Here is a 25,567-nt window from a genome sequence, read left to right as displayed (position 1 = left end):
TCTACAGTTGAAAAGCGCAGAGACGAATCTCTGCGCTTTTTCTATCTTTGACGATCCTGTTTACTTTTCAGGCTTCACTTCTTCGCCGTTCTTCCCGGTGTAACGGAGCCCCCATCCTGTCCATGCTGCGATCAGCATAACAAGCAGAAGGAGCCATCCTTGGAACACATACGGGAATACTTCACCAGGCGAAACGACGGGGAGGAAGTCATACTTGTCTGCCGCTCCCTGAACCGTGGCCCAGGAAAGCAGGACACCACCACTCCAAGGGAAAATATACCCCAGGGAAGAGGTCACTGTATCCAGGAAGTTGGCCCGCCGGTATGGATGAATATTCAATTCCTTCCCGATTTTCCTCACAAACGGAGCCGCTGCAATTTCCGCTGCTGTGTTGATTGTGATGAAGGCATTCAAGAAAGCTACAATACCAAAGATGGCGAGTTCAGCTCTGCGGACTACACCATTGATGATGCGGAGGAAGAAGTTCTTAATCACTTCCATCGTCCCTCCTACTTCAAGCATGTAAGCCGCCGCAAGAATGAACAGGATCAAAACAGCCATATTGAAATATCCGCTGATTCCATCAATTAGGGCCCCTTCAATCACAGGGTCCCCTGCTTCATTAAAATGAATATACAGCACTTCCTTTAAGGATATGCCACTCAAATATATGAAAGCCACGGATGCAAGAATCCCCCATGATAAGGACGTCAGAAGATGCTGGCCTCTCAGCGCCAGGATAAGAACGAGTACAAATGGCACCAGCATCAACAGACCGTTGGGTGACACCTGGCTCTGCAGGTCATTGATCACCTGCTGGCTTCCTTGTTCCCCACCGCCGCCGAAAACAATGAAAAGAATCATTGCCGGAACAGCAGCCGCCATGGAGTATTTAAAACGGGAACGGACAACTCCAGGGACATCCGCTTCCTGTGTCGTTGCAGAGACGATCGTTGTGTCAGAAACAGGCGCCAGGTTATCCCCGAATACAGCTCCACTTAAAATCGCTGCAACAAGCAGCACCGGATCCGCTCCTAATATGACACCAGCTGGATACATAAGCACACCGAACGTGGCTACCGTACCGTATCCAGTTCCTACGGCTGTGGAAAATAAGCCGGCGAGCAGAAACGTAATACCGACGAAAGCTCCACCTTCCAGCCCTGTTTGGAAGCCGAACCAGATCAGACCATCCACCAGTCCTCCGGCAGACAGCATATTTGCAAACATGCCGGCCCAGAACCAGGCAATGATCGAAACGATCCCTACCGGCTGAGCCATCCCTGTAATCAGACTCTGCGCATAATCTGACCATTTCGATTTAGTAAAGAACAGACCGAGGCCGATTCCAATCACAATTCCTAAGACAAGCCCCTGCTCTGTAACAAGACCTGCCACACTTAAGACAATGGCCCAAATGATAAAGAAAACCAAAGGAATCGTTGCAGCAAATACCCCGCCATGGAACTCCAGGCGTTTGATTTCTTTTTCTCCTAAGGCTTCATCGATGACTTCTTCATTTCTTCCCTCTTGATCAGCCATCTGATTCCCTCCTCAACAATTACTTAACCTTGTATAGTTTACCACCTGATATGATGGAATATAAACAGCTGAATTGTTACCACTTTAAAGCAAATCAGGATATCATCTGGAAAGCACAGAAACCTCTGATCAGTAATAGTATCTGAACAGACCATTGGTTATAAAGGAGTTATATTATGAAATTAAGGCCGGCAAGGATGGAAGATTTTGAAACGATCAGTCAATGGATCAGGTCAAAGGACGAGCTGAAACAATGGAGCGGCTCCGGTTTTGAGCACCCCCTCTCCTTGAGCCAGTGGGAGAAATACTTGAATGAGGAGGACCGTCAATCGTTCACAGCTCTGTTGGAAGACAGCCCGGCCGGACACATTTCCATCGGCCGGATCGAACCTCTTAAGACAGGAAGAATCGGTCGTGTGATAACGAATCCCGAACACAGAGGAAAAAAGGTTGCTGCACGGATGCTGCGTGAAATCACAACCTACGCCTTCGACCGACTTCATCTGGAGAGCGTCACCTTAGGCGTTTTCGCCTTCAACACCCCGGCTCTCCGGGTATATGAAAAAGCGGGGTTCTCATTCAAAGAACAAGATAAAAATAAGGAAATGACGGAGACCCAGCCTTGGCACACACTGGAAATGTTCCTCACCAAAAATGAATGGAAAAATCAGCGGATGTTTCCATATCATTGATATCTTTGTTTTCTGCTTCAAAAAAAATTAAAATAGAAAAGAAGGTTCTTTACTCAGAGTATAAGGCAGCGCTTACATGTCTATGGCCAGCACACTTTACGGAAGCATTCCTTCCCCCTTGCTGCTTCCATATAAAAGCACAGGGTACTGCTGAACATTTGACTATACAAATTATTCTGATAATATTATGAAGCACAATACTATCCATTTTACAGATCTGACAGGAAGGTGAAATTGTGACAACGCTTAACAGTACAAACGACCACACGACTCCCCTGAGGAGAGATATCCGTTCCCTTGGACAAATGCTTGGAAACATTCTTGTCCATCACGGCGGTGAAGAGTTATTAAATAAAGTAGAAACCATCCGCCAGCTGACCAAAGACTTACGCCAAAACCCTGAACAGCATACTTATAAACAGCTGAAACAAGAAATCCAGAGCCTCGAGCCTCCTATGCGCTCGCAGGTCATCCGCGCATTCTCCATCTATTTCCATCTTGTGAATATCGCTGAGCAGAACCACAGAATCCGCAGAAGAAGAGAATATCAACTCCGTGAAGATCATGGGGCACAGCCTTTTTCATTGGAAAGTGCCGTGGTTAATTTGAAAAACAACAACTTTTCCAAAGAGTTGATTCAAGATGTGCTCCACGACCTTTCCCTTGAATTGATCATTACCGCACACCCGACGGAAGCAACCAAGAGAACTGTGCTCGAAATCCAGAAACGGATTGCTGCAATCCTTCAAAAGCTGGATCACCCGCAGCTCACAAAAGGAGAACGCCAAAATCTTCAGGACAGCCTCCAGAACGAAGTGACAGTTCTATGGCAGACGGATGAACTCCGTGAGCGCAAACCGACCGTCATGGATGAAGTACGGAATGGATTGTACTACTTCGACCAGACGTTGTTTGATGTTCTTCCTGATATTCATCAGGAGCTTGAAAATCGTCTGGAAGATCATTTCCCAGGAGAAGACTGGGACGTACCGAATTTCCTTAAATTCGGATCCTGGATTGGTGGAGACCGTGACGGAAACCCGAACGTGACTCCGGAAATCACTTGGGAAACGCTTGAGAAGCAGCGCCGTCTTGCTTTGAAAAAATATGACCAGGTCCTTGTGGAGCTGATGAAACGATTCAGTCACTCTTCGACACAAGTGACCGTGACCGACGCTCTGAAACGATCGATCGAGGAGCAGGAACCTCTTCTTTCTGAAGAAAAGAGATGGCGGGATGACCGGGAAATCTACCGCAGGAAGTTTGCCATCATCCTTGAACGCCTGCGTCAAGTAGGCCGGTCTGAGATTGGTTATAAAGATGCAGACGAACTGCATGAAGACCTTCTCCTTATACAGGAAAGCGCCCAGACCCACCAGCCGAACCGAGGCGAACTCAAAAAATTGAGAAAGTTGATCCGACAGGTGGAAATGTTCGGCTTCCATCTCGCTACTCTGGACATCCGTAATCACAGCGGGGAGCATGAAGCTGCGGTTACCGAACTGCTCCGTAAGGTTGGAATTGAAGAGGACTATTCAGCTCTCTCTGAAGAGCGGAAGCTGGCCGTCCTTCAGGATGTATTGAAAGACCCGCGTCCGATTTCCCTGCTGAACGAGGATTATTCAGAGTCCACCCAGCAGATGCTGACCGTTTTCCAAATGATCCGTAAAGCTCACCTGGAGTTCGGTAAACGCTCCATTGAAGTTTACTTGATCAGTCATACAGAAGCCGCAAGTGATCTTCTGGAAGTTCTTGTCCTTGCTAAAGAGGCGGGTATTTACAGACTTCACGCCGATGGCACAGTGGAAAGCAACATCAATGTTGCCCCGCTGCTGGAAACCGTGGACGATCTCGTTGCCGGACCTGAGATTCTTAAAACTGTGTTTGATATGGACATATACAGCCGTCACTTGAAAAAGCGCGGCAGTTCACAGGAAATTATGCTTGGATATTCCGACGGCAGTAAAGATGGTGGAACACTCACGGCCAACTGGCGTTTGTACAAGGCTCAGCAGGAAATCCGTGAAATGGCCGAGGATTATGGTATCGGTCTCAAGTTCTTCCATGGCCGCGGAGGCTCATTAGGCCGCGGGGGCGGACCATTGAACCGCAGCCTGCTGTCACAACCTGCTGAAACCCTGGGTGAAGGAGTGAAGATCACCGAACAAGGAGAAGTGCTTTCTTCCCGTTATCTGCTACGTGACATTGCTTACCGAAGCCTGGAACAGGCAGCCTCCACCCTTGTGGAAGGCGCAGCCAATGTCTCGAAGGAATCGGAGCAGGGCCACCACCGTGAAGACACATGGGAACAGGCCATCGAAGAAATTTCCGAAGTGTCTCTTAAAAAATACCAGGACCTTGTCTTCGGCGACCCTGAATTTCTTACGTACTTCAATGAAGCCACGCCGCTTCAGGAAATCAGCGGCCTGAATATAGGGTCACGGCCAATGAAGCGTAAGGACAGCTCCAAGTTTGAAAATCTGCGCGCCATTCCATGGGTCTTTGCCTGGACACAGAACCGCCAGCTCCTCCCTGCCTGGTACGCCGCAGGAACGGGTCTCGCTTATTATGCCGATCAAGGCAGCGAGCAACTTGACCAATTGCAGCAGATGTATGAAAACTGGCCGTTCTTCCGTTCTACCATCAATAACCTGCAGATGGCCCTGACGAAAGCCGACATTCAAACGGCCCGTGAGTATACCGAGCTTGTCCAGGATGAAAAGATCGGAAAGCGGATCTTCAATGAAGTGGTTGAAGAATATGAGCGTACGAAAGAAATCCTCCTCCGGATTACAGGAGATGATGAACTGTTGAATCATCAGCCGACGATCAAGGAATCCGTCCGTCTGAGGAACCCTTACGTCGACCCATTGAACTTCCTGCAGGTGGAGTTGATTAAAGAGCTCCGCAAGGAAGAAGATCCAAACGATGAAATTCTAACAGAAGTACTGCTGACGATCAGCGGAATCGCTGCAGGACTTCGTAATACAGGTTGATCAACAAAACTGCCGGCCAAACGCCGGCAGTTTTTTTATGTGGTTCATCAAATCCGCTGAATTGGACATAGTAAAACAGACATCAACCACATAAAGTGAGGGAATCATCATGATTAGTATCCTTTTAGGACTTGTTTTACTCATGCTTCTCGCCTACCTGGGCTGGTCCATCATCTGGATTGCTCCGCTCGTATCAGGCTTTGTCGCAATTCTAAGCGGAATGGACATCCTTCCTGCCTATACGGACACGTACATGCAGGGATTCGTAGATTTTGCAAAAGACTACTTCCCCATCTTCCTATTCGGTGCGATTTTCGGAAAGCTGATGGAGGATACAGGAGCTGCCCAGTCCGTCGCTCACAAAATCTCCAGTGTCATTGGGAAAAAACGGGCCATCCTTGGTATGCTGCTGTCGGCTGCTATTCTAACCTACGGCGGTGTCAGTCTGTTCGTCGTCGTTTTCGCTGTTTATCCTCTCGCTGTAGCGATGTTCAGAGAAGCGAATGTTTCAAGAAAACTGATCCCGTCCACCTTTGTTCTCGGCGCTTTCACATTTACGATGACCGCTGTTCCGGGTACACCACAGATTCAGAACATCATTCCGATCAATACATTCGAGACCAATACGATGGCGGCACCGATTCTGGGCATCGCCGCCGCTTTAATCATGGCTGTCGGCGGATACTTTTATTTGAAATTCCGCGAAGGCCGGCTGACTAAAAATGATGAAACCTTTACAGAACCTGAAGGGGATAACCAGGTGAAAAGTGTCAACGAGGAAGAACTTCCAAACTGGATTTTATCCACCATCCCCCTCATTGCAGTAGTAGCGACGTTGAATATATTTGACTTGAATATCCTGACCGCCCTGCTCATCGGAATTCTGCTGATTATGGCATTTAACTGGAAAGATTATAAAGACTTTATCAAAGCCATAAACGGCGGTGCCTCCGGATCGGTTATGGCGACCATTAATACAAGTGCGGCTGTTGGTTTCGGGACAGTGGTTACCGCTTCCCCCGGATTTGATACAGTGAAAGAGCTTATTTTCAGTATTCCACTCAGCCCATATTTTTCAGAAGCTTTCGCTGTCCAGCTGTTAGCGATGATCACCGGCTCTGCTTCTGGTGGTATGGGAATCGCTTTGGAAGCGCTCGGTCAGGAGTATTATGATATAGCAGTGAATCAGGGACTCAGTCTGGAAGCCTTCCACAGAATTACCTCTGTAGCTTCAGGTGCTTCCATCCTTCCTCATAACGGGGCACTGCTGACTTTATTCACGGTTACCGGCCTGACCCATAAGGATTCCTACAAGGACGTATTCGTAGTGGGCTTGGTCATTCCAATGATTGCAACCATAGCCATCATCCTGCTGGCTATGATGGGAATCAATTAACCCGGCTGCCTCAGACATATCCAAATGATCATATAGAAAAAAGGGAGGAACTTCTCATGATGAGAAGTTCCTCCCTTTTTTATCTAAGTCATAAAAAAACCCTGCACCAAGGACAGGGTTTTCCTTTATTTATGGTTTTATTGAACGGTATACCCTCCGTCAATGACTGCAGCCTGACCGGTGATGCTTTTCGCTTTGTCACTGACAAGGAAAATGGCGTAGTCAGCAACCTCCTGGACCTGAAGGAGACGTTTCTGAGGGACAAGTGGATAGATGACTTCTTCCAAGGCTTTTTCTTTCTTAATGTTCCGCGTGTTCGCCAGGTCCTCCAGCTGATTCTGAACAAGCGGCGTATCCACATAGCCTGGGCAGATCGCATTAACGGTAATGCCATCATCAGCTCCCTCCAGAGCCGTCACTTTCGTCAGCCCGATAACCCCGTGCTTGGCACTGTTGTACCCTGCTTTACCGGCAAACCCAATTAAACCGTTGATGGAAGCCATATTCAAGACACGTCCATACCCTTGCTTTTTCATATGGGGAAAGGCGTGCTTGATTCCGAAAAATGGGCCTTTGAGCATAATATCAAGAATCAATGCAAACTTCTCAGATGGAAATTCCTCCACCGGAGCCACGTGCTGAATCCCGGCATTATTGACGAGAATATCGATACGGCCGAATTTACTGACTGTTTCTTCAATCGCATGCTTCACATCTTCTTCTTTCGCTACGTTGGCGACAACACCTTCGACCGTAAAGCCTTGAGATCGAAGCTCCTCGACCGATTTGTCCAATGTTTCCTGGTTGATATCATTTAACATAACTTTGGCACCGGCTTTTGCAAATTCCGTAGCAATTTCCAAACCGATGCCTTGGCCTGATCCTGTAATTAAGGCAGATTTTCCTTCTAACACGATAATTCCTCCTTCTAGGTTCATCACTCCTTACCTTTCCCACTTTTCCGGAAAAATGCACAAAAAACTCAGCCTTTGAAAGGCTGAGTTTTTTCAGCTTGTAGAGAAACCTTTTTTCCAGTAACTCAAAGGAGCGGTCACCAATATAGGATTTTCTCAAAGCGGCAGTAACGCAGCTTGTCCTGTGCTTTTGAAACAGCGAAGAAGCGATGCTCAACGTTCTCTTTTATCATAGGATAAAGCAGTCTTCCCACAGGCATCGGCACGAGAAGCGTTCGGTGGTGACGTCTCCGGGAACAGTGCGAGCGGAAGATCCACTTGGTCCAATGGTTTTCTTGACCAAGTCAGCGGAGGACGTGCCCGCGGCAGGCATCCACCGATAAGCGGAACGTGCCCTCTCAACATGACATACGGACAACTCTAACTGGGTAGGACGAACTTTTTCTTTAGTATAGTTTTCCCTGGCGGTACATAATGTTGGACAATTTCATAACGGAGTGGATATAGCAGTTTTGACGGAGCGGGAACGGATCTCCGAAAAACTGCGGAAGAATCGTATCCATCGTATGTTTCATTTTATCGAACAGCCGTTCAAATACTTCGTCTTCGTTCATGAAACGCGCCTCTCTTCCCTGCACCCATTCATAGAAGGAAACGATCACACCACCGGCATTGGCGAGGATATCCGGAATGATCAAGACACCTTTATCCGCCAGATGCTTATCTGCTTCCTCTGTAATAGGTCCGTTAGCGCCTTCAACAATAATTTCTGCCTGGATATCCTTCATGTTGCCTTCGTGAATCTGATCTTCCAGCGCTGCAAGGAACAGGACGTCGACATCCATGGTAAGCAGTTCATCCCGGTCTCTGATTTCTGCTTGGAGTTCGTGCTCTTCCAGCTGCTGATCTTCGGTGGGAAGGTCTCCATCATTCTGTTTCGTGAATTCCACAAGTGCTTCAATATCCAGCCCATCACGGTTGTACAACATGACGTTTGCATCGCTGACAGCGACCACTTTGTTGTTCAAGTAATCACATTTCCTGGATTCAAGCGCGGCTACTGATCCAAGGTTTCCAAAGCCCTGAACAGCCATTTTCAATTCTTTATCGGCATGATTCAGCGCCGTTTTGGCAAATATATTATCGGTTCCTTCCAGCCAGTCCTTATTATTCTTCAAGAAGTCATGCAGCATATAGCGGAACGTAAAGTAGACACCTTTCCCTGTTGATTCGCGGCGTCCAAGTGACCCACCGTTCACAATGCTTTTGCCTGTAAAACTGTTGCGGTAGGGTTCTCCCGGATGGAGCGCCTTGTACTCTCCCATCATCCAGTCCATTTCCCGTTCTCCCGTTCCTACGTCAGGAGCTGGTATGTCTTTATCAGGCCCCAGAATATCGTTAAAATACTGGACATATTTTTTGCAGATCAGATTCAGTTCCTTCACACTGTAATCTTTGGGATTGATTCCGACGCCGCCTTTTCCTCCGCCGAACGGCAGCTCATGAAGGGCATTTTTCAACGTCATCAGCTTAGCGAGGTTGGCCACTTCGTCTTCATGGACCGATTCATGGAAGCGGATCCCGCCTTTATATGGGCCTACCGTATCACTGTGTTGGATACGAAAGGCTGGAATACGAACGATCTGACCGTCCTCCATAGGAACTCTTAAGTATGATTTATGCACGTGATTCGGTGTGGATAGAAGGGCCACCAGTGATTTATACGCCTGCTCTCTGGACTGGTACTTCAGATCCGGTAGAAAATCTTCATCTTCCATAACTGCTTTCAGTGACTCTTCGATGATTGATTGTTGTCTCTGCATACATAAAGCCTCCGATCTAATGATAAGGTCCTGTGCTGATTTTCACTCACTAAATTACCCATACCCTAATTTTTCCACGTGAAACGTTTCCTAACCATTAAAAAAGCTCCCTAAATAAGGGAGCTTTTGGCTGTAGAAAAAGTCTGTGTTAACCAGTTAGAGTTGTCCATTTGTCGTGCCAAGGGCCACAATCCGCTTTTTGGTGGATGAATGCCGTGGGCATCACCACCGAAGGCTCCTCGTGTATGCAGATTCAAAAGAACAGCATGGGCTGCGTTATGGCCGCCTGCGTGGAAAAGAAAAAGGGAAAGAACAGGCGCTGATCACGGATGCCTGCCGGAATATGGACAAGACTCTCCTCCATCCAGCAAGGGTGAGCTGGGTGGATGGAGGAGAGTCATTTTCGATGTTAAAGAACTCCCAAGGAGCGGTGCCCCTTCCACTCCTGCGGAAGAACGAGTGGTCCGAGATCGCCGAGCGTGGGTGTTGCGAGGAAGCTCGGGCGCTCGTCCGCGGAAAGGGAAGGGGCTTTCGCTCCTGGCGGCAAGAAAGAAAAAAGCTTGTAAAGAAACAGAGGTTTCTCTACAAGCTGAAGCTCCCTGAATAAGGGAGCTTTTTGTTCAACCTAAAATATTATATCCAGAATCCACATACACGATTTCGCCGGTTACCCCCCGGGATAGGTGACTCATCATAGCCAGCGTCATATCGCCGACCTCTTCCTGTGTCACATTTTTTCTAAGCGGAGACGTTTCTTCGATCTTGCTGAGAATTTCATTGAAGCTTGGTACACCCTTTGCAGCGAGCGTACGGACAGCTCCCGCAGAAATCGCATTCACACGGACCTGCTGCTGTCCCATATCTTCAGCGAGGTAACGGACAGCCGCTTCAAGGGAGGCTTTTGCTACCCCCATGACGTTGTACCCTTTCACCAGGCGCTCCGCACCGAGATAGCTCATAGCCATCAATGAACCGCCTTCTGTCATATACGGCCGCGCCGCTTTGGCTACCGCTATGAGGGAGTAAGCACTCGTATCATGAGCGAAGGCAAAGCCGTCCCGGGACGTTTCAATAAAGTCGCCTTTCAAGTCTTCCGCATGGGCAAAGGCAATGGAGTGACAGACCCCGTGGATCACACCTGCCTGCTCTCCGATTGTCGTAAAGGCCTCCTGGATGCTTTCGTCATTGTTTACATCACACTGAACAACAGCTCCCGCCTCGACGCCTTCTTCTTCAAGAAGCTTCTGCAGTTTCGTATAGCTGCGGTCTTTTCTATATGTAAAAATGACATTCGCTCCTGCCTTGTAGAGGGACCTTGCTACGCCCCAGGCAAGGCTCCGCTTATTGGCTACACCCATCACGACGATGTTCTTATCTTTCAACTGTAAAATGTCTTCCATAATTACCTCCAGTGAATCTTTTCTCGACTACTTATCTTACCATACTTATTTGCCGGGCTCCTCTAATTCTACATGAGCAAATCTTCCACCTAAAGAGGTAAAACGAAGTCCAGAGGTGACGGGCAGCGGGTGGATGAAACAGGGGCCATCATAGACAAAGGTATGGAATTCCCCATGTTCCCCGCACAGATCCACCCCTTCAGGAAGAGCATTCAGAAAATCCATGTTGAACGTCCTTCCTGCATACTCTTCAGGCAGCACGTCGGTATCCACGGTCGTGACGATGCTTTTAAAGCCAAGCTGGATCAACGTCTCTGCTGGTTCTTTTGCCGGCTGTTTCCACAAAGGAAATATTCCTTCCATCCCTATCCTATCCAAGAGCTGCAGGCGGTAATCTTTGATATCCTCAAGAAAAAGATCGGCGTAGACGACAGCGGAGACATCTTCCTTCCTCAGCTGCTCCGCTTGTCGTCCCAACGCCTGCTCGTACTGTTCATTGGAGGCCTCTTCCGGAAGTTCCACCTCGTATAAGGGCAGCTGCAGAGCCTCAGCCTGGCTCCTTATCCATTCCGTTTTCACTTCGTGGACCGGAAGCCTCTTCCTTTCTGCAGACACGGTTGAGATCAACCCTTTTACAGTATAGGCAGGATCATTCAGCATCAGGGATAAAGCAAAAGCAGAATCTTTCCCGCCACTCCACGATACAACCACACGTTCCGTCATTGCGCTCCCCCTATCTCCGTTTTCTTCCATTCCAGTAAGCCCCGTCTTCCATGTGGACAAAAGGCAGTTCTGTGTCCACTTCTCCATAAATCATCGTTCGTGCTTCATCTTTCCCTGCAAGCCACTGATGAAAGTCCAATTCCACCGGCTCCTGATCTCCGCCTAAAGCAAACCATGCCTTTCCTTCCTTCGGGAGGTAGCCGGCTGTATGAATCGTACCAGCCCATTGGTCATAGAGATCCGAAAATACACCGCCGGCTGTATCATTCATCAGACGGAAAGCTTCGTAAGCCCCGGAAAGCTGTTCACGTCCGGCCTGAACAGCCTCCATCCGCCGTTTGGAATCCACCAGATGGTTCCGGTTTTCCTCTACCATGATTTCAAAATGGTTGGTACACACATCCGCTTCCCTTACAGCCGTTCCACGCGGAGAAGCTTCCACAACATACGTACGTCCGCTCGGATCATATACCGTGTAGCTGAACGAATGACGATGGGGGATTTCTTTCAGCATCGCCACGGCTTCCTCTACATCCGCACAGGATTCGAGGATGATTCTTCCAATCATACAGCAGATAAACCCATCTCCCGGCCTCTTCCGGTGCATAAAGTTATAGCCGAGAACGAGTCCCTTTTCATTCATCCCATCCATACGACCGGTAATTCTCTGCGTCGGTCCGATTGTGCTGTATCCCTGATCTTCCGGTTGAAACAAGGCGTAACGCCCTTCATACGTTTTCGGCATATAATCATAATTACGGATAAAATACCCGTCTCCCGTCATGATGGAGCAGCCGCTTCGTTTATAGTCAACCCGGTAGCCGCCGAATTCCATCATCACCCGTTCCATCGGCCACCCCAGGGCATCCCTGAGGCCCAGCAGTTCATCCCAAATGCCCGGAGCAAAGCGGGTAATCGCCTCCTTCACTTCTGATTCTTCTACTGTAAAACGCGGGATACGTACCTTCCACTGTTTTTCCCGGTTTTTTATCGTCATCGAATTTTTCAGCTGCTTCCCCTGAAAATATCCATAATCGTAATGGGAGCCTCGAAATTGTACCACCCTGCTGTATACCTGCTTCATCATCTGACCCTCTCTTTTTTCTGAATTAGCTTCATTCTACTATGTCTTCCTTCATCAGAAAAGACATCCATATTCTGCCACAACCAGGAATAAATGCGCCATTCATATAGTTTTTCGACGATTTTTTTGATACGCTAATGATTGTAACAAATGATAGAAAACGTTTACGAGAAGGGAACGCAGGGGACTTGAATTTGTGAAGGTGGTGGAACAAAAGTGAAAAAAGTTGTCATTTTAGGTGGGGGATACGGCGGCATGAACGCTCTTCACGGGCTGCTTGACGGCGTAAGGGATGATGTACACATCACCGTGATCGACCGGAACCCATACCATTCATTGAAGACAGAATTTTATACCATTGCTGCAGGCACGGAATCCGACCGTCATGCCCGTGTAGACTTTCCTGAGCATGAGCAGGTGGATTACGTTTTTGATGAAATTGAAAACATTGATGTTGAAGCCGGGCACGTCCGGGTGAAAGGCGGCCTTGAGCCTGTTCCTTATGATTATCTCCTTATCGGACTGGGTTGTGAGGATAACTATCACGGCATCGAAGGGGCGCAGCAATTTACAGAGAGTGTCCAGACGTTCTCCAAAGCCCGTAGTGCCGGCTATTCCATCAATAACCTCGGAGCATACGGCAAAATTACCGTTGTAGGCGCCGGGCTGAGTGGCATTGAAGTCGCTTCTGAGGTACGTGAAAGCCGGCCGGATTTGAACATCCGTCTGCTTGACCGGGGCTCTTCTGTATTGAAAGCTTTTGATTCAAAGATTCAGGAATATGTGGAAAAGTGGTTCAATGACAATGGTGTCGAGGTTATCCACCATGCCAATGTGGAGTACGTCGAGAAGGATGGGGTCTGCAACAACGGCCTTTGTTATATCAATGATGTCACAGTATGGACCGCTGGTGTACGTCCGAATTTCCTCGTACGAGAGCTTCCTTTTGAAAAAGATGATCAGGAAAAAGTCATCATTAATGATTTCTACCAGGTACCCTCTCATCAAAATGTCTATGTTGTAGGAGACTGTGCGTCTTCCGAGTACTCTCCAAGTGCACAGCTGGCCGGCCAGCAAGGCGAAAAAGTTGCAGATGTCCTTCGTGCCGTTCTCCAGGACCGCGTACCGGAACGTCCCGGCGACGTTAAACTGAAGGGATCCCTCGGCTCGCTTGGAAAAAACGACGGATTCGGCAATATGCTCCAAAAGCCTATGACCGGTGTCCTCCCTCGTCTTGCCAAGTCAGGAGTCTTGTGGCTGAGCAAACGACATTAAAAAGAGATCGATCACAAGGTGTGATCGATCTCTTTGTTTATACATACGATTTCTCAAGCAGGCCGCCAAGATAACGGGCAAGCTCAAGCATGCCGTAAATGCCGGCCGCAGCCTCGGCATCCGAGTTGTAATTCGTGTTTGTGTTAACGTCGTAAGTGTAAAGATTCCCTTCCGCATCCTGGATCGCTTCGATTCCTGCAACCTGAACGTTGTTCTCCTTTAAAAATGCCTCATAATGATCGACAATTTCCGGACGATAATTTTCCAGAATTTCAAACTTTGCTTTCGGTGCTTCCGCTTGTTGATCTGTCGGGCAGTAAAGGTCTTCGATTGTGCAGGCATCAGCCGGACATAACTCAAATCCTTCTGATGTATCCACTTTCACCCCGTAGACAAACTTCCCACCGACAAATTCATGGCGGACGATGTAAGGTTCGGGAGCCTCGATATACTGTTGAATCAGCGTTATTCCATCGACCGGTTCCTCAAAGGAGGGGCCGTCGATATATTCTCTCAGAGCTTCAGTCGAATGAAACAATTGAACCCCCTGACCTTTTCCGGCACGGTTATGCTTTGTGATGAAAGAGGATTGATCAAGCTTGCGGGCCGCTTCAAGAATGTTGTATCTGCCCACGGCTGTGATGGTTTTGGGTGTTTGAATACCTGCCTGATTCAAGGCCATGTACTGATTCACTTTACTTACCTCAAGACGAAGCGCGCGGCTGCCATTAATCACCGTCCGGCCGTGGCGCTCCAGCCAAGCAAGGACAGCCTCTGTATATTCCGGTGCAAAACGGTGATTTCTCGTATGAGACGATGCGCTGATCCTGTTATAAAAAATGCCTTCCGGAGGCTCGCTTGTCAGATCAAGCGTCCCTTGATCCAGATGCCATAACTCGTAGGGAAGATCTAATTCTTCCAGCCGTTCCGTCAAGTGGCCGGTCCATTCGTCGTTTTCATGAAGTACATAGATTTTACTCATGCCAGGACTCCTTTCATTTCGATACTTTCTTTATTTTATCATAAAATCCCGATAAAGTTACTAGGATATGATCTATCCACCGCCCTTTTTACCGACCCTTCAAAAGGCACAGCATCCCAGGACGAAAAAACACCCTCCACAATGGAGGGTGTTGAGGTCAGCTTGCTTTCGTTGTAAGGACACGCTGCTGTTTCTGCACTTTGTGTTTGATCACCTGCCACACGAACCATGTGAAGACGGCTGTCCAGATGACGGCGCCTAATATCATGGATGTGGAGTAAGCAAGGCCGAATCCTTCCGGCGCATAAAAGATGTAGGTACTGACCACCGCAGTCATAAACAGCGCGGGCACACTGCAGATCCAGTGGAACTTCGCCTGCTTCATCAAATACATGGCTCCCGTCCAAAGCATGACGGTGGCCACTACCTGGTTCGACCAGCCGACATAACGCCAAAGGAAACTGTAGTCCATCTGTGTGAGCATGAAGGTTGGGATAGCGACAGGTACAGCAAGGAGAATCGTCGCCCATTTCCCATTCCATTCTTTATTCGTAAACCCTTTGAGCAGATCCACCAGCATCATTCGGGACGACCGAAGCGCTGTATCCCCTGTCGTAATGGGGAGGATGATGACACCGAGAACAGCAAGAATACCCCCGAGAGTCCCGAGCGTAGATGTACTGATTTCGTTGACCACGCCGGCCGGACCGCCTGCGTCAAGCGCCGTTTGAAGCTCTCCTGTGCCCCCGAAAAAGGCCATTCCAGCTGCGGCCCAGATCAAGGCAATGATACCCTCGGCAATCATTGCGCCATAAAATACTTTTCTTCCTTCGCTTTCTTTTTTCAACGTCCGGGCAAGGATCGGGCTTTGAGTACTATGAAACCCTGAAATGGCACCACAGGAAACGGTAACCATCAGCAGCGGCCAGATGGGAAGTTCCTGAGGATGGAGGTTCTCCACAGTCAGGTTTGGAACCGGGTGATCAAAGAAGAACAATCCAATTCCGATACTGACGGCCATAAAGATAAGAATCGCCCCGAAAACCGGGTACACTTTTCCGATAATTTTATTGATAGGAAGAACAGTCGCCACCAGAAAATAAGCAAAAATAAGCAGGATACATGTAAAGAAACCAAGCGGTGTAACCTCTGCCATCAGCTGAGCCGGCCCTGCAGTAAATGCAGCGGCAACCAGCACCATCAAACCAATCGATAGAATATTAATAACGACACGGGCTGGGTTTCCAAGATATTTCCCTACAAGGCCGGGGAACTGCTCGCCTTTATGCCGAAGAGACATCATTCCAGAGAAGTAATCGTGGACCGCTCCTCCGAAAATTGATCCAATGACAATCCATATAAATGCAACGGGCCCGTAAAGAGCACCCATAACAGCACCAAAAATCGGTCCAAGCCCAGCGATATTGAGAAGCTGGATCAAACTCGCTTTCCACCAGCTCATAGGCATGTAGTCAAATCCGTCATTTTGTTCATAGGCCGGTGTCGTCTTTTCGTCATTGATGACAAAAATGCGTTCGACCACCTTTCCATAAACCAAATAACCGAGAATAAGTAAAACAACAGATGCGATAAATGTGACCATCGCTGAGCCTCCTTCCAAATGAGAATATAAAAAGTATTCTAGCCGCTTCTTTGTCGAATAACAACCCATTATCTGAATATTTATTTTTTTATTCTTTTTTTTCTTGAAGTAAAGCGTTTGCACCTTAAAAGTACATAAAAAAGAGCCTTCTGCTCGATGCAGAAGGCTCTTTTTTATGTATGAAACCTGCCACCCTGTAGGAATGGTTAAGTTTCCCGCAGTCGTAATGATCGCAGGGCGGCATTACTGATAATTTAACACAACACGCCGAAAGCATCAAACCATGCATCCCTTCCTCTGTAAAAAAGGTTCACTGGTTTGAGCAGTGATAGCTGTCCTCATTTCCGAAACGATTCAAAAGGTCGTCCAGATCCTGGGAAATGCGCAGCAGCTCCGGATCCTCCGGGTTCTTATTATATATGTCATACATGTGTTTTCTTAATTCCTCAATCTGCTTTTCAAGTCTTTCTTTATAAGGCATGCCCTCAACTCCTTCCTCAATCATTTTCCCCGTTTCCTGAAGCCTAAACCGAAAAAAACGGGAGACGTTCCTTTTAAAGAACGAAGGCCGCGGGTTAACCGCCGGCGGATAACGCTATGTCCAAAGAAAAAAACGTGGTAAACTTTAGCCACATACATAAAAGGAGGCAGAACCATGTTCCAAACGATTTCCACCACCCAGGCACCCGGTGCCATCGGACCTTACTCCCAGGCGGTTGACCTTGGCAGCCTTGTTTTTCTTTCCGGCCAGATCCCTCTGGATCCTGCTACGATGGAATTTGTATCCGATGACGTCACTGAACAGACCCATCAGGTTATGAAAAACTTGAAAGCTGTTCTGAAGGAAGCCGGTCTCGACTTTTCCCATGTAGCTAAAATGAATATCTACCTTGCTTCCATGGATGACTTTGCCGCTGTGAACGACGTATATGCCGGCTATTTGAAAGAACCTTATCCAGCACGCGCCGCCGTTGAGGTCAGCAGACTGCCTAAAGGAGCCAGAGTAGAAATCGAAGCCGTAGCTGTTCGAAAATAGCCAAAAACAGAGCCCTTACCGGCTCTGTTTTTTTAGTCTTCATCCTTAATATCAGGATCTTCCGGAATCGGGCTGTTCAAATACTCCTGAATCAATTCCCTGTAGTGTTCCATCTGCTCCAAATGCTTGGAGAATTGATGTTTATTGATCAGCCACTGCTCCCCATCATGGACCGTTTTAATTTTATTATGATGAATCAGATACTCGATATAGTCATCAGGAAGCTCCAGGTATGCAGCAGTTTCCTTTACAGTCATATACATAAGGACGCCCCCTTTCTCTCCCCTATTTTAACATGATTTCCACCACGAGCCGGTTTCTTTTTGTCTCACATCGGGAAATACTTCTTTAAGCAATCATAAGTTAAAGAAGGAGTGAACAAAGAGAGATGGCTTCTACATTTACATCCTCAAGCAATTCAGATGCTCAACAAACCAAGGAGGATATAAAACCATGGGTCCGCCGGCTGGCCCGGTTCGGTTTTATGGCCAAGGGAACGGTATACATGCTGATCGGCCTCCTCACTTTCATGGCAGTGATCGGTGTCGGGGGCGGAAAAACGACCGGAACATCCGGTATGTTCCGTACCGTGGCTCAAGTAGCTTTTGGTGAAATCCTGTTATGGGGTGTGGCCATCGGCCTGCTCGGCTACATTATCTGGCGGCTGATCGAAGCCGTTCTTGACCCGGCAAATAAAGGCAGTGACGCAAAAGGGATCATTACCCGGATTGGGTATGTCGTAGCTGCTGTCATTTATGGTGGTATTGCCTACAATGCAGTGAAAATTGCTATGAATGCAGGCTCAAGCGGCGGAAGTACGGAAAAAACCATGTCCGCGCAATTGTTATCCCAGCCTTTCGGTCAATGGCTCGTCGGAGCTGTCGGGCTCATTACGATCGGGTATGCCGTCTACGAATTTTACCAAGGATCCACAGGACGGTTTATGAAATCTTTCAATCATGGTGATATGGATAAGCATCACCGAAAAGTAGCTGAAACGAGTGGACGCTTCGGTTTATCTGCCCGTGGCGTTGTGCTTGGTTTAATTGGGTTCTTCTTCATCAGGACCGCTTTGACGTCCAACCCTGATCAGGCTAAAGGCATGGACGGTGCTCTTTCTGAAATATCTCAGCAGCCCTTTGGGCAGGTCCTTCTCGGTATTGCTGGATTGGGATTGATGCTGTACGGCATTTATCAAATCGTCCGCGGGCGTTACACACGCATGAACTTCGGCGCAAAATGATTGCTGCAGACTTGATGTATGACGTTCGTGGTTGTGCTATACTAAGCCTACGAATGACATCAGGAGGACGTTATGCTTACATTTGAAGAAAAAGTTGCAATCATTGAAGAGTTTTCGGAATTAGACCGGAAAGATGTCTCGCTTGGACGAGTGAATTTCCACTATGAGGACAGCCTTTATGATAAGAAAATCATCGTATACCGCCTTCATCCAAATGGCAACGGCTTTGTCTATGCCGGTGAAATCGAAGGCGCAGACACGGATGAGCGCGGCATGATCAATATTAAAGACTACAGCGCCGATGCTTTGAGACATTTAATCAAAGAGGCGGTTGACTCGCTTTCCTTATCCCCGGCTGAAAAAAATCCGGTTATGGAAGAATGGCTGAACAACCGCGATCAGGCTTTGATTTTATTAAGAGAAGAAGACGGCTACAACGTCTATGCTGATGAAACATTGGAAGGCGCGTTCAACTCCTATCAGGAGGCAGCGTCTTTCCTTGAGCAGGAAGGATTCAGCCGTCTTTAAAAAAGAGCCCCTCCGGGCTCTTTTTTTTTGGTTCCGCCGACCCAGCCTGCATAAGCTGTAATAAAGGAGGTCTGCGTCATGCAGCATTACTTCAGGCGGCAGGCAGAAACGGCAGTTGTTACAGCTTTTGCTTACGGAGACGTCAACGGAGACTCCATCACCGACTATGTGTACCTGACCGGGTACCAGTCTTCCGACAGCCCGTACGTAACCGGCATTACGCTCATTATCCAGGACGGGCGTACCCAGCAGTTTTACAGTATTCCCCTCATTACAAACACTGGATATCAACCCCGGCTGTTCTTAGGTGATTTCACGGGGAATGGCACCGATAATATTTTAATCAGTATGGACTCAGGCGGAAGCGGCGGTTTTGGTTATTACTATGTCTATGCATTCTTAAACAATCAGCCTTCTCTTCTATTTAATTATGAGACCTTCGATTCTTTATTTACGTATTCCGTCACTTACCAGAATGATTATAAAGTGGACGTGACGAATGAGACACTCGCCCTGTCTTTTATCATTGACCTGAGTAACCGCGGTGAGGACTATCTTTCTGAAATCTATGCTGATGACGGGACACTGCTCATCCCGATCGAAGGATCAGTATCCGGACTCAATCAGTTATATCCGATCGACTTCAACGGTGATGGTGTATATGAATTATTCGCATTCCAACGTGTCATCGGACGGTATAATGCCGATGGCCTCGGCCTCATCCAAACGCCCCTTTCCTGGAACGGGCAGCAGTTCATCCCTTTTTCCAATCAACAGTACCTCGCCGTTTCCGGACAATCATCCGAGTAAATAAATAAGTGTAGAATCAAATGCTCCGACTGGGAAATTTTAAGTTATAGAACGGTGAAATAGGGTATAGGTACAATAATGCTTATCGGAAGGAGACCAAAGATGGACAGTTTAAACCAAAGACTCGCGCAATACTTTGAAGATAACCAGACGAAACTTGTCAGTGAACTGCTTCCCGCAACATTGGACCAATTAGAAATCGACTATACCGATCAGGAATTGACTTATCACTTCGATATGCTGTCCCTGCTTCTTGATCGTGTGGCGAGAAGTCTTCTGCAGCATCCAGAGGAAACCAACGCCGCCGAAATCGGTTATGATACGAATAATTACCTCTACTCCCGTGGGGTGCTTCTCAAACAGACCGTAGATGTCCTCTGCGTTTTCCGCCTCTCCTTGATGAAGCACATGAGAAAATCAGACATGATCAAGGAAGCGAAGGTGGAAGAGGGCTTTCTCGTTACGGAAGAAGTGGTGACTGCCTTTGATGCAGCGATTCGTGCAACCACAGATAACTATAATAAATTGAAAGAACAAGAACATGAGAAAATCGAGAAGGACTTAAATGAAGTATCAACCCCAGTGGTGCTCATTGATGAATTTCAGGCTGTGCTGCCCCTGGTAGGAGAATTCTCACCGGACCGTTTTGAAGTCGTTAAAGATCATACCCTTCATAAAGTGAAAGAATACGGCCTGCGTCTGTTGTTCATTGATTTCTCCGGCATTGCCACGTTTGATGATGTATTCATTCATGACTTATTCAATCTAACGAAAACCATCAAACTGCTCGGTACGAGGACCGTCCTGACCGGCATCCGGACAGAAATGGCTATGGCTGCCATCGATTCAGAAATCAGCTTCAAAGAGCTGGAAACCTACAATGATTTGAAACAGGCACTGCTGTCCGTCAATCAAGACGGCTAACAAACTTCATTTGAACAGGAGAATGCATTGACCTATCCCCACTTTTCTACATAACCAATGGTCAATCCCAATAAAAAAAGCATCAAGCCAGGGCTTGATGCTTTTTCAAATGCTTTACTTTTGATTTGCATGAGAACGTGGAAACCTGAACAGAATCGCAAGAATTCCTGATAACGCCAGGAGAATGGGATAAAAGGCAAACGGTACAATGCTGACGGGTGATATACTCGCTACACTGGCGGCAGATAAGATCTGCGCCCCATACGGAATCAGCCCCTGCACCGAGCTTGAGAAGATATCAAGCACACTCGCCGATCGTTTAGGGTCAATCCCGAATCGTGAAGAGATTTGTTTAGCAAGCGGACCTGCCGTAATAATAGAAATGGTATTGTTCGCTGTTGACACGTTCACCGCGGCAACAAGGCCGGCGATGCTGAATTCACCGCCACGGCTGGAGCGGGCACGACTGCTGATTTTTTCTAATAGGAAATCGATTCCACCATTTCTGCGGATCAGCTCCACCAGACCTCCAAGAAGGATAACAAGCAGAGAAAGCTCCTGCATCCCGGCAAAACCATCTCCAATGAGAGTGATGAGTTCCATTCCTGAGAAATCCCCCATCAGAAGTCCAATCAGCCCGGCAGAGATCACGCCTCCCATTAAGACGAAGATGACATTAATCCCCATCACAGCAAACACGAGCACTCCAAGATAAGGAAGAACTTTGATGATTTCAAAACTTTGATCTCCCTGCGCGCTCCCCGATGCACCAGCGGTCAATACGCCATATATAACAGCTGTTACAATGGCTGCCGGAAGGACGATGAGAAAGTTGGCGCGGAATTTGTCCTTCATCTTCGTTCCCTGGGTACGGACAGCCGCAATGGTCGTATCAGAGATAATCGATAAGTTATCCCCAAACATCGCCCCACTGATGAGCGCTCCCAGAGTTAATGGAAGGGCCGATCCTGTCTGATCTGCAATACCGACTCCGATCGGCGCCAGCGCGACAATCGTTCCTACAGATGTCCCCATGGAAATGGAGATAAAACACGCAATAAGAAACAGGCCGACAATAAGCAGCTGTCCCGGCAGAACGGCCAGCCCGAGGTTAACTGTCGAATCTACCGCTCCCATCCCTTCAGCGACAGTGGAAAAGGCTCCGGCAAGCAGAAAAATGACGACCATCAGAATGATATTGGAATGCCCGCCTCCCTCCGTAAACTGCTGCAGCTTTGTCTGGAAATCCGTTTTTCTATTCATAAACAGGGCTGTTAAAATCGCTGCAAATATAGCGACCAGCACCGGCATTTGGTAGAAATCTCCGGTCCATATCCCAGAACCGATAAAAAGGACAATAAAGACGAGAAAAGGAATTAAGGCCAAGCCATTTCCCTTGATATTATTTTCTTTTTCCATACATGCTCCTTCTTTCTTCAAGATTAGAATCCTTTCATACTCTACCCTAATTCCCGCGTGGATATCAAGCATGAGAAACATTCCATTCATCACAGCGCCGACTTTTTTTAACGTTGAAGGATAAAAGTCGTAAAGGCCCCCTGAAAATGACAAAAAGAGCCGAAACCTATGAATGTAATGACCTCCCCTATTGAAATAAAATGAAAGGCGCCGCTGAATATCAGCGGCGCCTCTTTTTTATGAACAGCGTGTTTAGAAGAAGAAGAGATGAGCGATCAACGCGGCCACAGGCAGCGTGATTACGGTCCGCTGCAGGAAAATGATGAACAGTTCAAAGAAGTTGATCGGAATTTTAGATTTGATTAACAGAATGCCTATTTCCGACATGTAAATCAACTGCGTAAGAGACATGACTCCGATTATGAAACGGGTCAGCTCTGATTCAATCCCGCTCCCCACAACAGCCGGAAGAAACATGTCAGCAAACCCGACGATCATCGCAGGAGCTGCGGCTGATGCTTCCGGAATCTGGAGCAGCTGCAGCAGAGGCAGAAATGGGTACGATAAATACGTGAAGACGGGCGTGAATTCTGCAGCTACCAGCGCAACCGTTCCAAGAGCCATAACCAACGGAATCAATCCAAGCCAGATATCCAGTACATTATAAACCCCTTTTTTCACAACCGTTCCAGCACTTTTCACTTGATCGGCTTTTTCCACCGCTTTTTCCAATCCCCATCTGAATGAAGAGACTCCCTCCGGAACGACTTCATCAATCTGTTTGCCGACCGGTCCGTAATACGTTTCTTTTTTTCTCGACAGTGGAGGAATACGCGGGCAAATGACCGCAGCTACAATCCCGCAGACGACGACTGTAAAGTAGAAGGCAACGAACCGGTGATCGATATTCAGGAACTTGGCGATCACTAAACTGAAGGCAATGGAAGCAATGGAAAAGTTCGTAGCCACCACGGATGCTTCACGTTTAGAATAATAGCCTCCCTCATACTGCTGGGTCGTCAATAAAACCCCGACCGTCCCGCTCCCCATCCAGGAAGCCATTGCATCGACCGAAGACCGCCCCGGAAGCTTGAACAGGGGATGCATGACCTTCCGCACCACGGTACCGATAAAGTCCATCAGTCCGAATTCCAAAAGCAGCGGCATAAACAAGCTGGCGAACAAAAACCAGACCATCAATACAGGGATCAGATCGTTCAATACGACACCGCCGGTCAAATCCGACTGAATCACCGCCGGGCCCGTCTGGGTGAGAGTCAGAACCGCAAAAACAGCCCCAAAGAAACGGAAAGCCATCCAAAGCGGCCCTACATCAAATAATTGAAACAGGAAGGCCTCCGGTTTTCTCTTTTCCACGGGAACGAATTTCACGATGAACGTTCCGAGTGTCGAGAAGACGATGACCCCTGTCATAAAAGCTGGAATATAAGCAGCCATGGCCCCTTGAAGTCCATCCGCTAGAATTCCGAGCCCGATCGTTACTCTGCCATTGATAGAAATAGGTACGAGAAATAGTAGAATTCCGATGATAGAAGGAAGGATGAATTTCATCCACTGCTTCGTTGTATAAGCAGATGCTCCTGCTGTCTCTTTCATTTTTTCCTGTTGTAGTTCCATTCTTCTTCCTCCTCCGACATTTTTATAAGTATGAGTGCATAAATAAACATTTCTGATATTAAGTAACTATACAATCTATCGAATAAAAATTCAACAGGCTGTTCCGGTAATCCCTGAAACTTCCTTCTTTTTTTCAGAGAACAGCATAAAGAAAGGCCCGGAAGTCATTCTTCCGGGCCTTTCTCTTTATTTAGAATAATAGATTTGATAGGTTTGATAACTGTGTTTCAAAATGACTTTCAGCACTGTATACGTGGGTACAGCTATGATCATACCCACCACTCCGTACAAAGGAGCAGCGACGACAAGCAGCAGAATGACGGTGAGGGGATGAATATTCAGCTTCTCTCCAAAAACATAAGGTGCCACCAGATTCCCCTCCAGCTGCTGCACGACAACAAATATAATGACGACGTAAAACGCCATGGACGGCTCCTGCATGAGAGCCACACCGATCGCAGGCACAGCACCGATGACAGGACCTACAAAGGGAACGATGCAGGCAAACGCTGTAAAGAGTCCAAGAATAAGTGCAAAATCAAGACCGATGATCACGTATCCGATATAGGTAAGCACCCCATCGATTGCTGCCACGGTCACCTGTCCGACAATATAGGACGAAACGGTTTTATCTACATCCCGCAGCAGCTTTTCTCCCCGCGGTTTCAACTTCCCGGGAAGTCCCTTTTTTAAGAAAGGAAGAAGGCGGTCCCCATCCTTCAGTAAAAAGAATAAGACGAAAGGGACAATCACCAGAACCGAAGCGGCTCCGGCAACGGTTGTGAAGATATCGGACATATGGCTGCCGATCTGCTGGGTCAGTCCACCAAAATACTCCGTCACCCTTTGTTGGATATTCGCTGTGGAGACCATGCCCATATCATTCTTTTCCAAAGTGTCCGAGGCTTCTTCCGCAGTCTTTTTCACCTTGTCAGGAAGCTGGGATATATTGTTGATCTGTTTTTGAATGGTTGCATACAAAGCCCAGCCGGCCGCCGTTAACGCACCGCCAATCACAGCAAATACAAGGAGAATCGCCGCCGGTTTAGGAAGATAACGCGTCCTGCTTAAAACCTCCACAACAGGCCGGAGTATGTAAAAAAGAAAACCGGCGATTAAAATCGGATAAAAAAGCGTACCGAAAATGGTCTTTACTGGATAGAGAAACTCCAGCTTTTCAAGAAAATAAATGAGAATCAGGAAAAGTACAGCTCCTGTCACATATTTAAAATATGGATGCTTGATCCACATAAGTATCACATTCCTTTTTTTCTTGTCCTATTCACCTTTTCCCCCTGTGATAAACAGGGATTATTATACTCTTATAAAAAAAAGCAAGACATACGGGTGCCTGCAGCATTTCATGAATCCAGCAGTTACGACAGACATCTTCCCCGCCGACTTTATCCATTTTAACGGAAGAAGCAGATAAAAGATTCATGAAGGCGACACGGATAATGGAACATCTTCTCACACTCCGAAAAAAATATGTTAGATTTTCTAACATAAAGAGTGACAATTAAGACAATTCCCATTAGA

The 25,567-nt window shown here is 47.6% G+C and carries 22 protein-coding genes; 9 read left to right on the top strand and 13 right to left on the bottom strand.

All coding sequences use genetic code 11. The features are described 5' to 3' along the window. Positions 1-60: 60 nt before the first annotated feature. Complete coding sequence (locus tag ACXAGL_RS11215; RefSeq protein ID WP_474971979.1) at positions 61-1,542, bottom strand: Na+/H+ antiporter NhaC family protein; 1,482 nt, start codon at positions 1,540-1,542, stop codon at positions 61-63. Between the two features lie 176 nt (positions 1,543-1,718). Here ACXAGL_RS11215 and ACXAGL_RS11210 point away from each other — a divergent pair, with 176 nt between their 5' ends. The 3 genes from ACXAGL_RS11210 to ACXAGL_RS11200 all read left to right on the top strand — a co-directional run bounded on the left by ACXAGL_RS11210 (position 1,719) and on the right by ACXAGL_RS11200 (position 6,626). Further along, the gene (locus tag ACXAGL_RS11210; RefSeq protein WP_474991203.1) at positions 1,719-2,234 is read left to right on the top strand and encodes a GNAT family N-acetyltransferase; all 516 of its coding nucleotides are present in this window, start codon (positions 1,719-1,721) and stop codon (positions 2,232-2,234) included. Between the two features lie 236 nt (positions 2,235-2,470). Further along, positions 2,471-5,230: a phosphoenolpyruvate carboxylase gene (gene ppc / locus ACXAGL_RS11205; RefSeq protein ID WP_474967526.1), complete on the top strand. Its 2,760-nt coding sequence runs from the start codon at positions 2,471-2,473 to the stop codon at positions 5,228-5,230. 109 nt (positions 5,231-5,339) lie between these two features. Beyond that, complete coding sequence (locus ACXAGL_RS11200) at positions 5,340-6,626, top strand: GntP family permease (RefSeq protein WP_474991202.1); 1,287 nt, start codon at positions 5,340-5,342, stop codon at positions 6,624-6,626. 137 nt (positions 6,627-6,763) lie between these two features. Here ACXAGL_RS11200 and ACXAGL_RS11195 read toward each other — a convergent pair whose 3' ends face one another. The 5 genes from ACXAGL_RS11195 to ACXAGL_RS11175 form a co-directional block, all read right to left on the bottom strand. Further along, entirely contained in the window at positions 6,764-7,564 is an 801-nt protein-coding gene (locus ACXAGL_RS11195) for a 3-hydroxybutyrate dehydrogenase (RefSeq protein WP_474970350.1), read from the bottom strand. Positions 7,565-7,986: 422 nt separating this feature from the next. Beyond that, positions 7,987-9,363 (bottom strand): Glu/Leu/Phe/Val family dehydrogenase, encoded by a 1,377-nt coding sequence (locus ACXAGL_RS11190; RefSeq protein ID WP_474967523.1) that lies wholly within the window; start codon positions 9,361-9,363, stop codon positions 7,987-7,989. Positions 9,364-9,983: 620 nt separating this feature from the next. Beyond that, the gene (fabI, locus tag ACXAGL_RS11185; RefSeq protein WP_474967521.1) at positions 9,984-10,763 is read right to left on the bottom strand and encodes an enoyl-ACP reductase FabI; all 780 of its coding nucleotides are present in this window, start codon (positions 10,761-10,763) and stop codon (positions 9,984-9,986) included. Between the two features lie 45 nt (positions 10,764-10,808). Next, positions 10,809-11,486: a Dph6-related ATP pyrophosphatase gene (locus tag ACXAGL_RS11180; RefSeq protein ID WP_474991201.1), complete on the bottom strand. Its 678-nt coding sequence runs from the start codon at positions 11,484-11,486 to the stop codon at positions 10,809-10,811. A 10-nt stretch (positions 11,487-11,496) separates the two neighbouring features. Continuing rightward, a complete protein-coding gene (locus ACXAGL_RS11175; RefSeq protein ID WP_474992363.1) occupies positions 11,497-12,570 on the bottom strand; it encodes a C45 family autoproteolytic acyltransferase/hydolase in 1,074 nt (357 codons plus the stop codon). A 216-nt stretch (positions 12,571-12,786) separates the two neighbouring features. Here ACXAGL_RS11175 and ACXAGL_RS11170 point away from each other — a divergent pair, with 216 nt between their 5' ends. Next, positions 12,787-13,845, top strand: coding sequence for an NAD(P)/FAD-dependent oxidoreductase (locus ACXAGL_RS11170; RefSeq protein WP_474991200.1), 1,059 nt, complete (start codon positions 12,787-12,789; stop codon positions 13,843-13,845). A 37-nt stretch (positions 13,846-13,882) separates the two neighbouring features. On the opposite strand, the gene ACXAGL_RS11165 is transcribed toward ACXAGL_RS11170, so the two are convergent. The 3 genes from ACXAGL_RS11165 to ACXAGL_RS11155 form a co-directional block, all read right to left on the bottom strand. Next, positions 13,883-14,827: an ATP-grasp domain-containing protein gene (locus tag ACXAGL_RS11165; protein WP_474991199.1), complete on the bottom strand. Its 945-nt coding sequence runs from the start codon at positions 14,825-14,827 to the stop codon at positions 13,883-13,885. A gap of 157 nt (positions 14,828-14,984) precedes the next feature. Then, positions 14,985-16,430, bottom strand: coding sequence for a carbon starvation CstA family protein (locus ACXAGL_RS11160; RefSeq protein ID WP_474991198.1), 1,446 nt, complete (start codon positions 16,428-16,430; stop codon positions 14,985-14,987). 310 nt (positions 16,431-16,740) lie between these two features. Then, positions 16,741-16,911 (bottom strand): Spo0E family sporulation regulatory protein-aspartic acid phosphatase, encoded by a 171-nt coding sequence (locus tag ACXAGL_RS11155; protein ID WP_474967516.1) that lies wholly within the window; start codon positions 16,909-16,911, stop codon positions 16,741-16,743. A 174-nt stretch (positions 16,912-17,085) separates the two neighbouring features. On the opposite strand from ACXAGL_RS11155, the gene ACXAGL_RS11150 reads away from it, so the two are divergent. Continuing rightward, positions 17,086-17,466, top strand: a complete 381-nt coding sequence (locus ACXAGL_RS11150) for a RidA family protein (protein WP_474967515.1) — start codon at positions 17,086-17,088, stop codon at positions 17,464-17,466. Positions 17,467-17,498: 32 nt separating this feature from the next. Here ACXAGL_RS11150 and ACXAGL_RS11145 read toward each other — a convergent pair whose 3' ends face one another. After that, entirely contained in the window at positions 17,499-17,729 is a 231-nt protein-coding gene (locus ACXAGL_RS11145; protein WP_474967514.1) for an excisionase family DNA-binding protein, read from the bottom strand. A 125-nt stretch (positions 17,730-17,854) separates the two neighbouring features. On the opposite strand from ACXAGL_RS11145, the gene ACXAGL_RS11140 reads away from it, so the two are divergent. From ACXAGL_RS11140 to ACXAGL_RS11125, 4 genes are all read left to right on the top strand, one after another. Next, entirely contained in the window at positions 17,855-18,709 is an 855-nt protein-coding gene (locus ACXAGL_RS11140; RefSeq protein ID WP_474971987.1) for a DUF1206 domain-containing protein, read from the top strand. A 72-nt stretch (positions 18,710-18,781) separates the two neighbouring features. Then, on the top strand, positions 18,782-19,237 hold the full coding sequence (locus tag ACXAGL_RS11135) for a hypothetical protein (RefSeq protein ID WP_474991197.1): 456 nt from the start codon (positions 18,782-18,784) through the stop codon (positions 19,235-19,237). A gap of 78 nt (positions 19,238-19,315) precedes the next feature. Further along, positions 19,316-20,047 (top strand): VCBS repeat-containing protein, encoded by a 732-nt coding sequence (locus ACXAGL_RS11130; protein ID WP_474991196.1) that lies wholly within the window; start codon positions 19,316-19,318, stop codon positions 20,045-20,047. A 102-nt stretch (positions 20,048-20,149) separates the two neighbouring features. Continuing rightward, positions 20,150-20,971, top strand: coding sequence for an STAS domain-containing protein (locus tag ACXAGL_RS11125; protein ID WP_474967510.1), 822 nt, complete (start codon positions 20,150-20,152; stop codon positions 20,969-20,971). A 114-nt stretch (positions 20,972-21,085) separates the two neighbouring features. Here ACXAGL_RS11125 and ACXAGL_RS11120 read toward each other — a convergent pair whose 3' ends face one another. From ACXAGL_RS11120 to ACXAGL_RS11110, 3 genes are all read right to left on the bottom strand, one after another. After that, positions 21,086-22,390 carry a Na+/H+ antiporter NhaC family protein gene (locus ACXAGL_RS11120; protein ID WP_474967509.1) on the bottom strand — a complete coding sequence of 435 codons (1,305 nt, stop codon included), beginning with the start codon at positions 22,388-22,390 and terminating at the stop codon, positions 21,086-21,088. A 252-nt stretch (positions 22,391-22,642) separates the two neighbouring features. Then, a complete protein-coding gene (locus ACXAGL_RS11115; protein ID WP_474967508.1) occupies positions 22,643-24,028 on the bottom strand; it encodes a YjiH family protein in 1,386 nt (461 codons plus the stop codon). Positions 24,029-24,214: 186 nt separating this feature from the next. Then, positions 24,215-25,279, bottom strand: a complete 1,065-nt coding sequence (locus ACXAGL_RS11110) for an AI-2E family transporter (protein WP_474991195.1) — start codon at positions 25,277-25,279, stop codon at positions 24,215-24,217. Positions 25,280-25,567 lie beyond the last annotated feature (288 nt).

This window comes from Halobacillus sp. ABA4_118 (assembly GCF_056160205.1).
The sequence above is the reverse complement of the archived record's forward strand: the minus strand, read 5'-3'. Positions and strand labels throughout refer to the sequence as shown.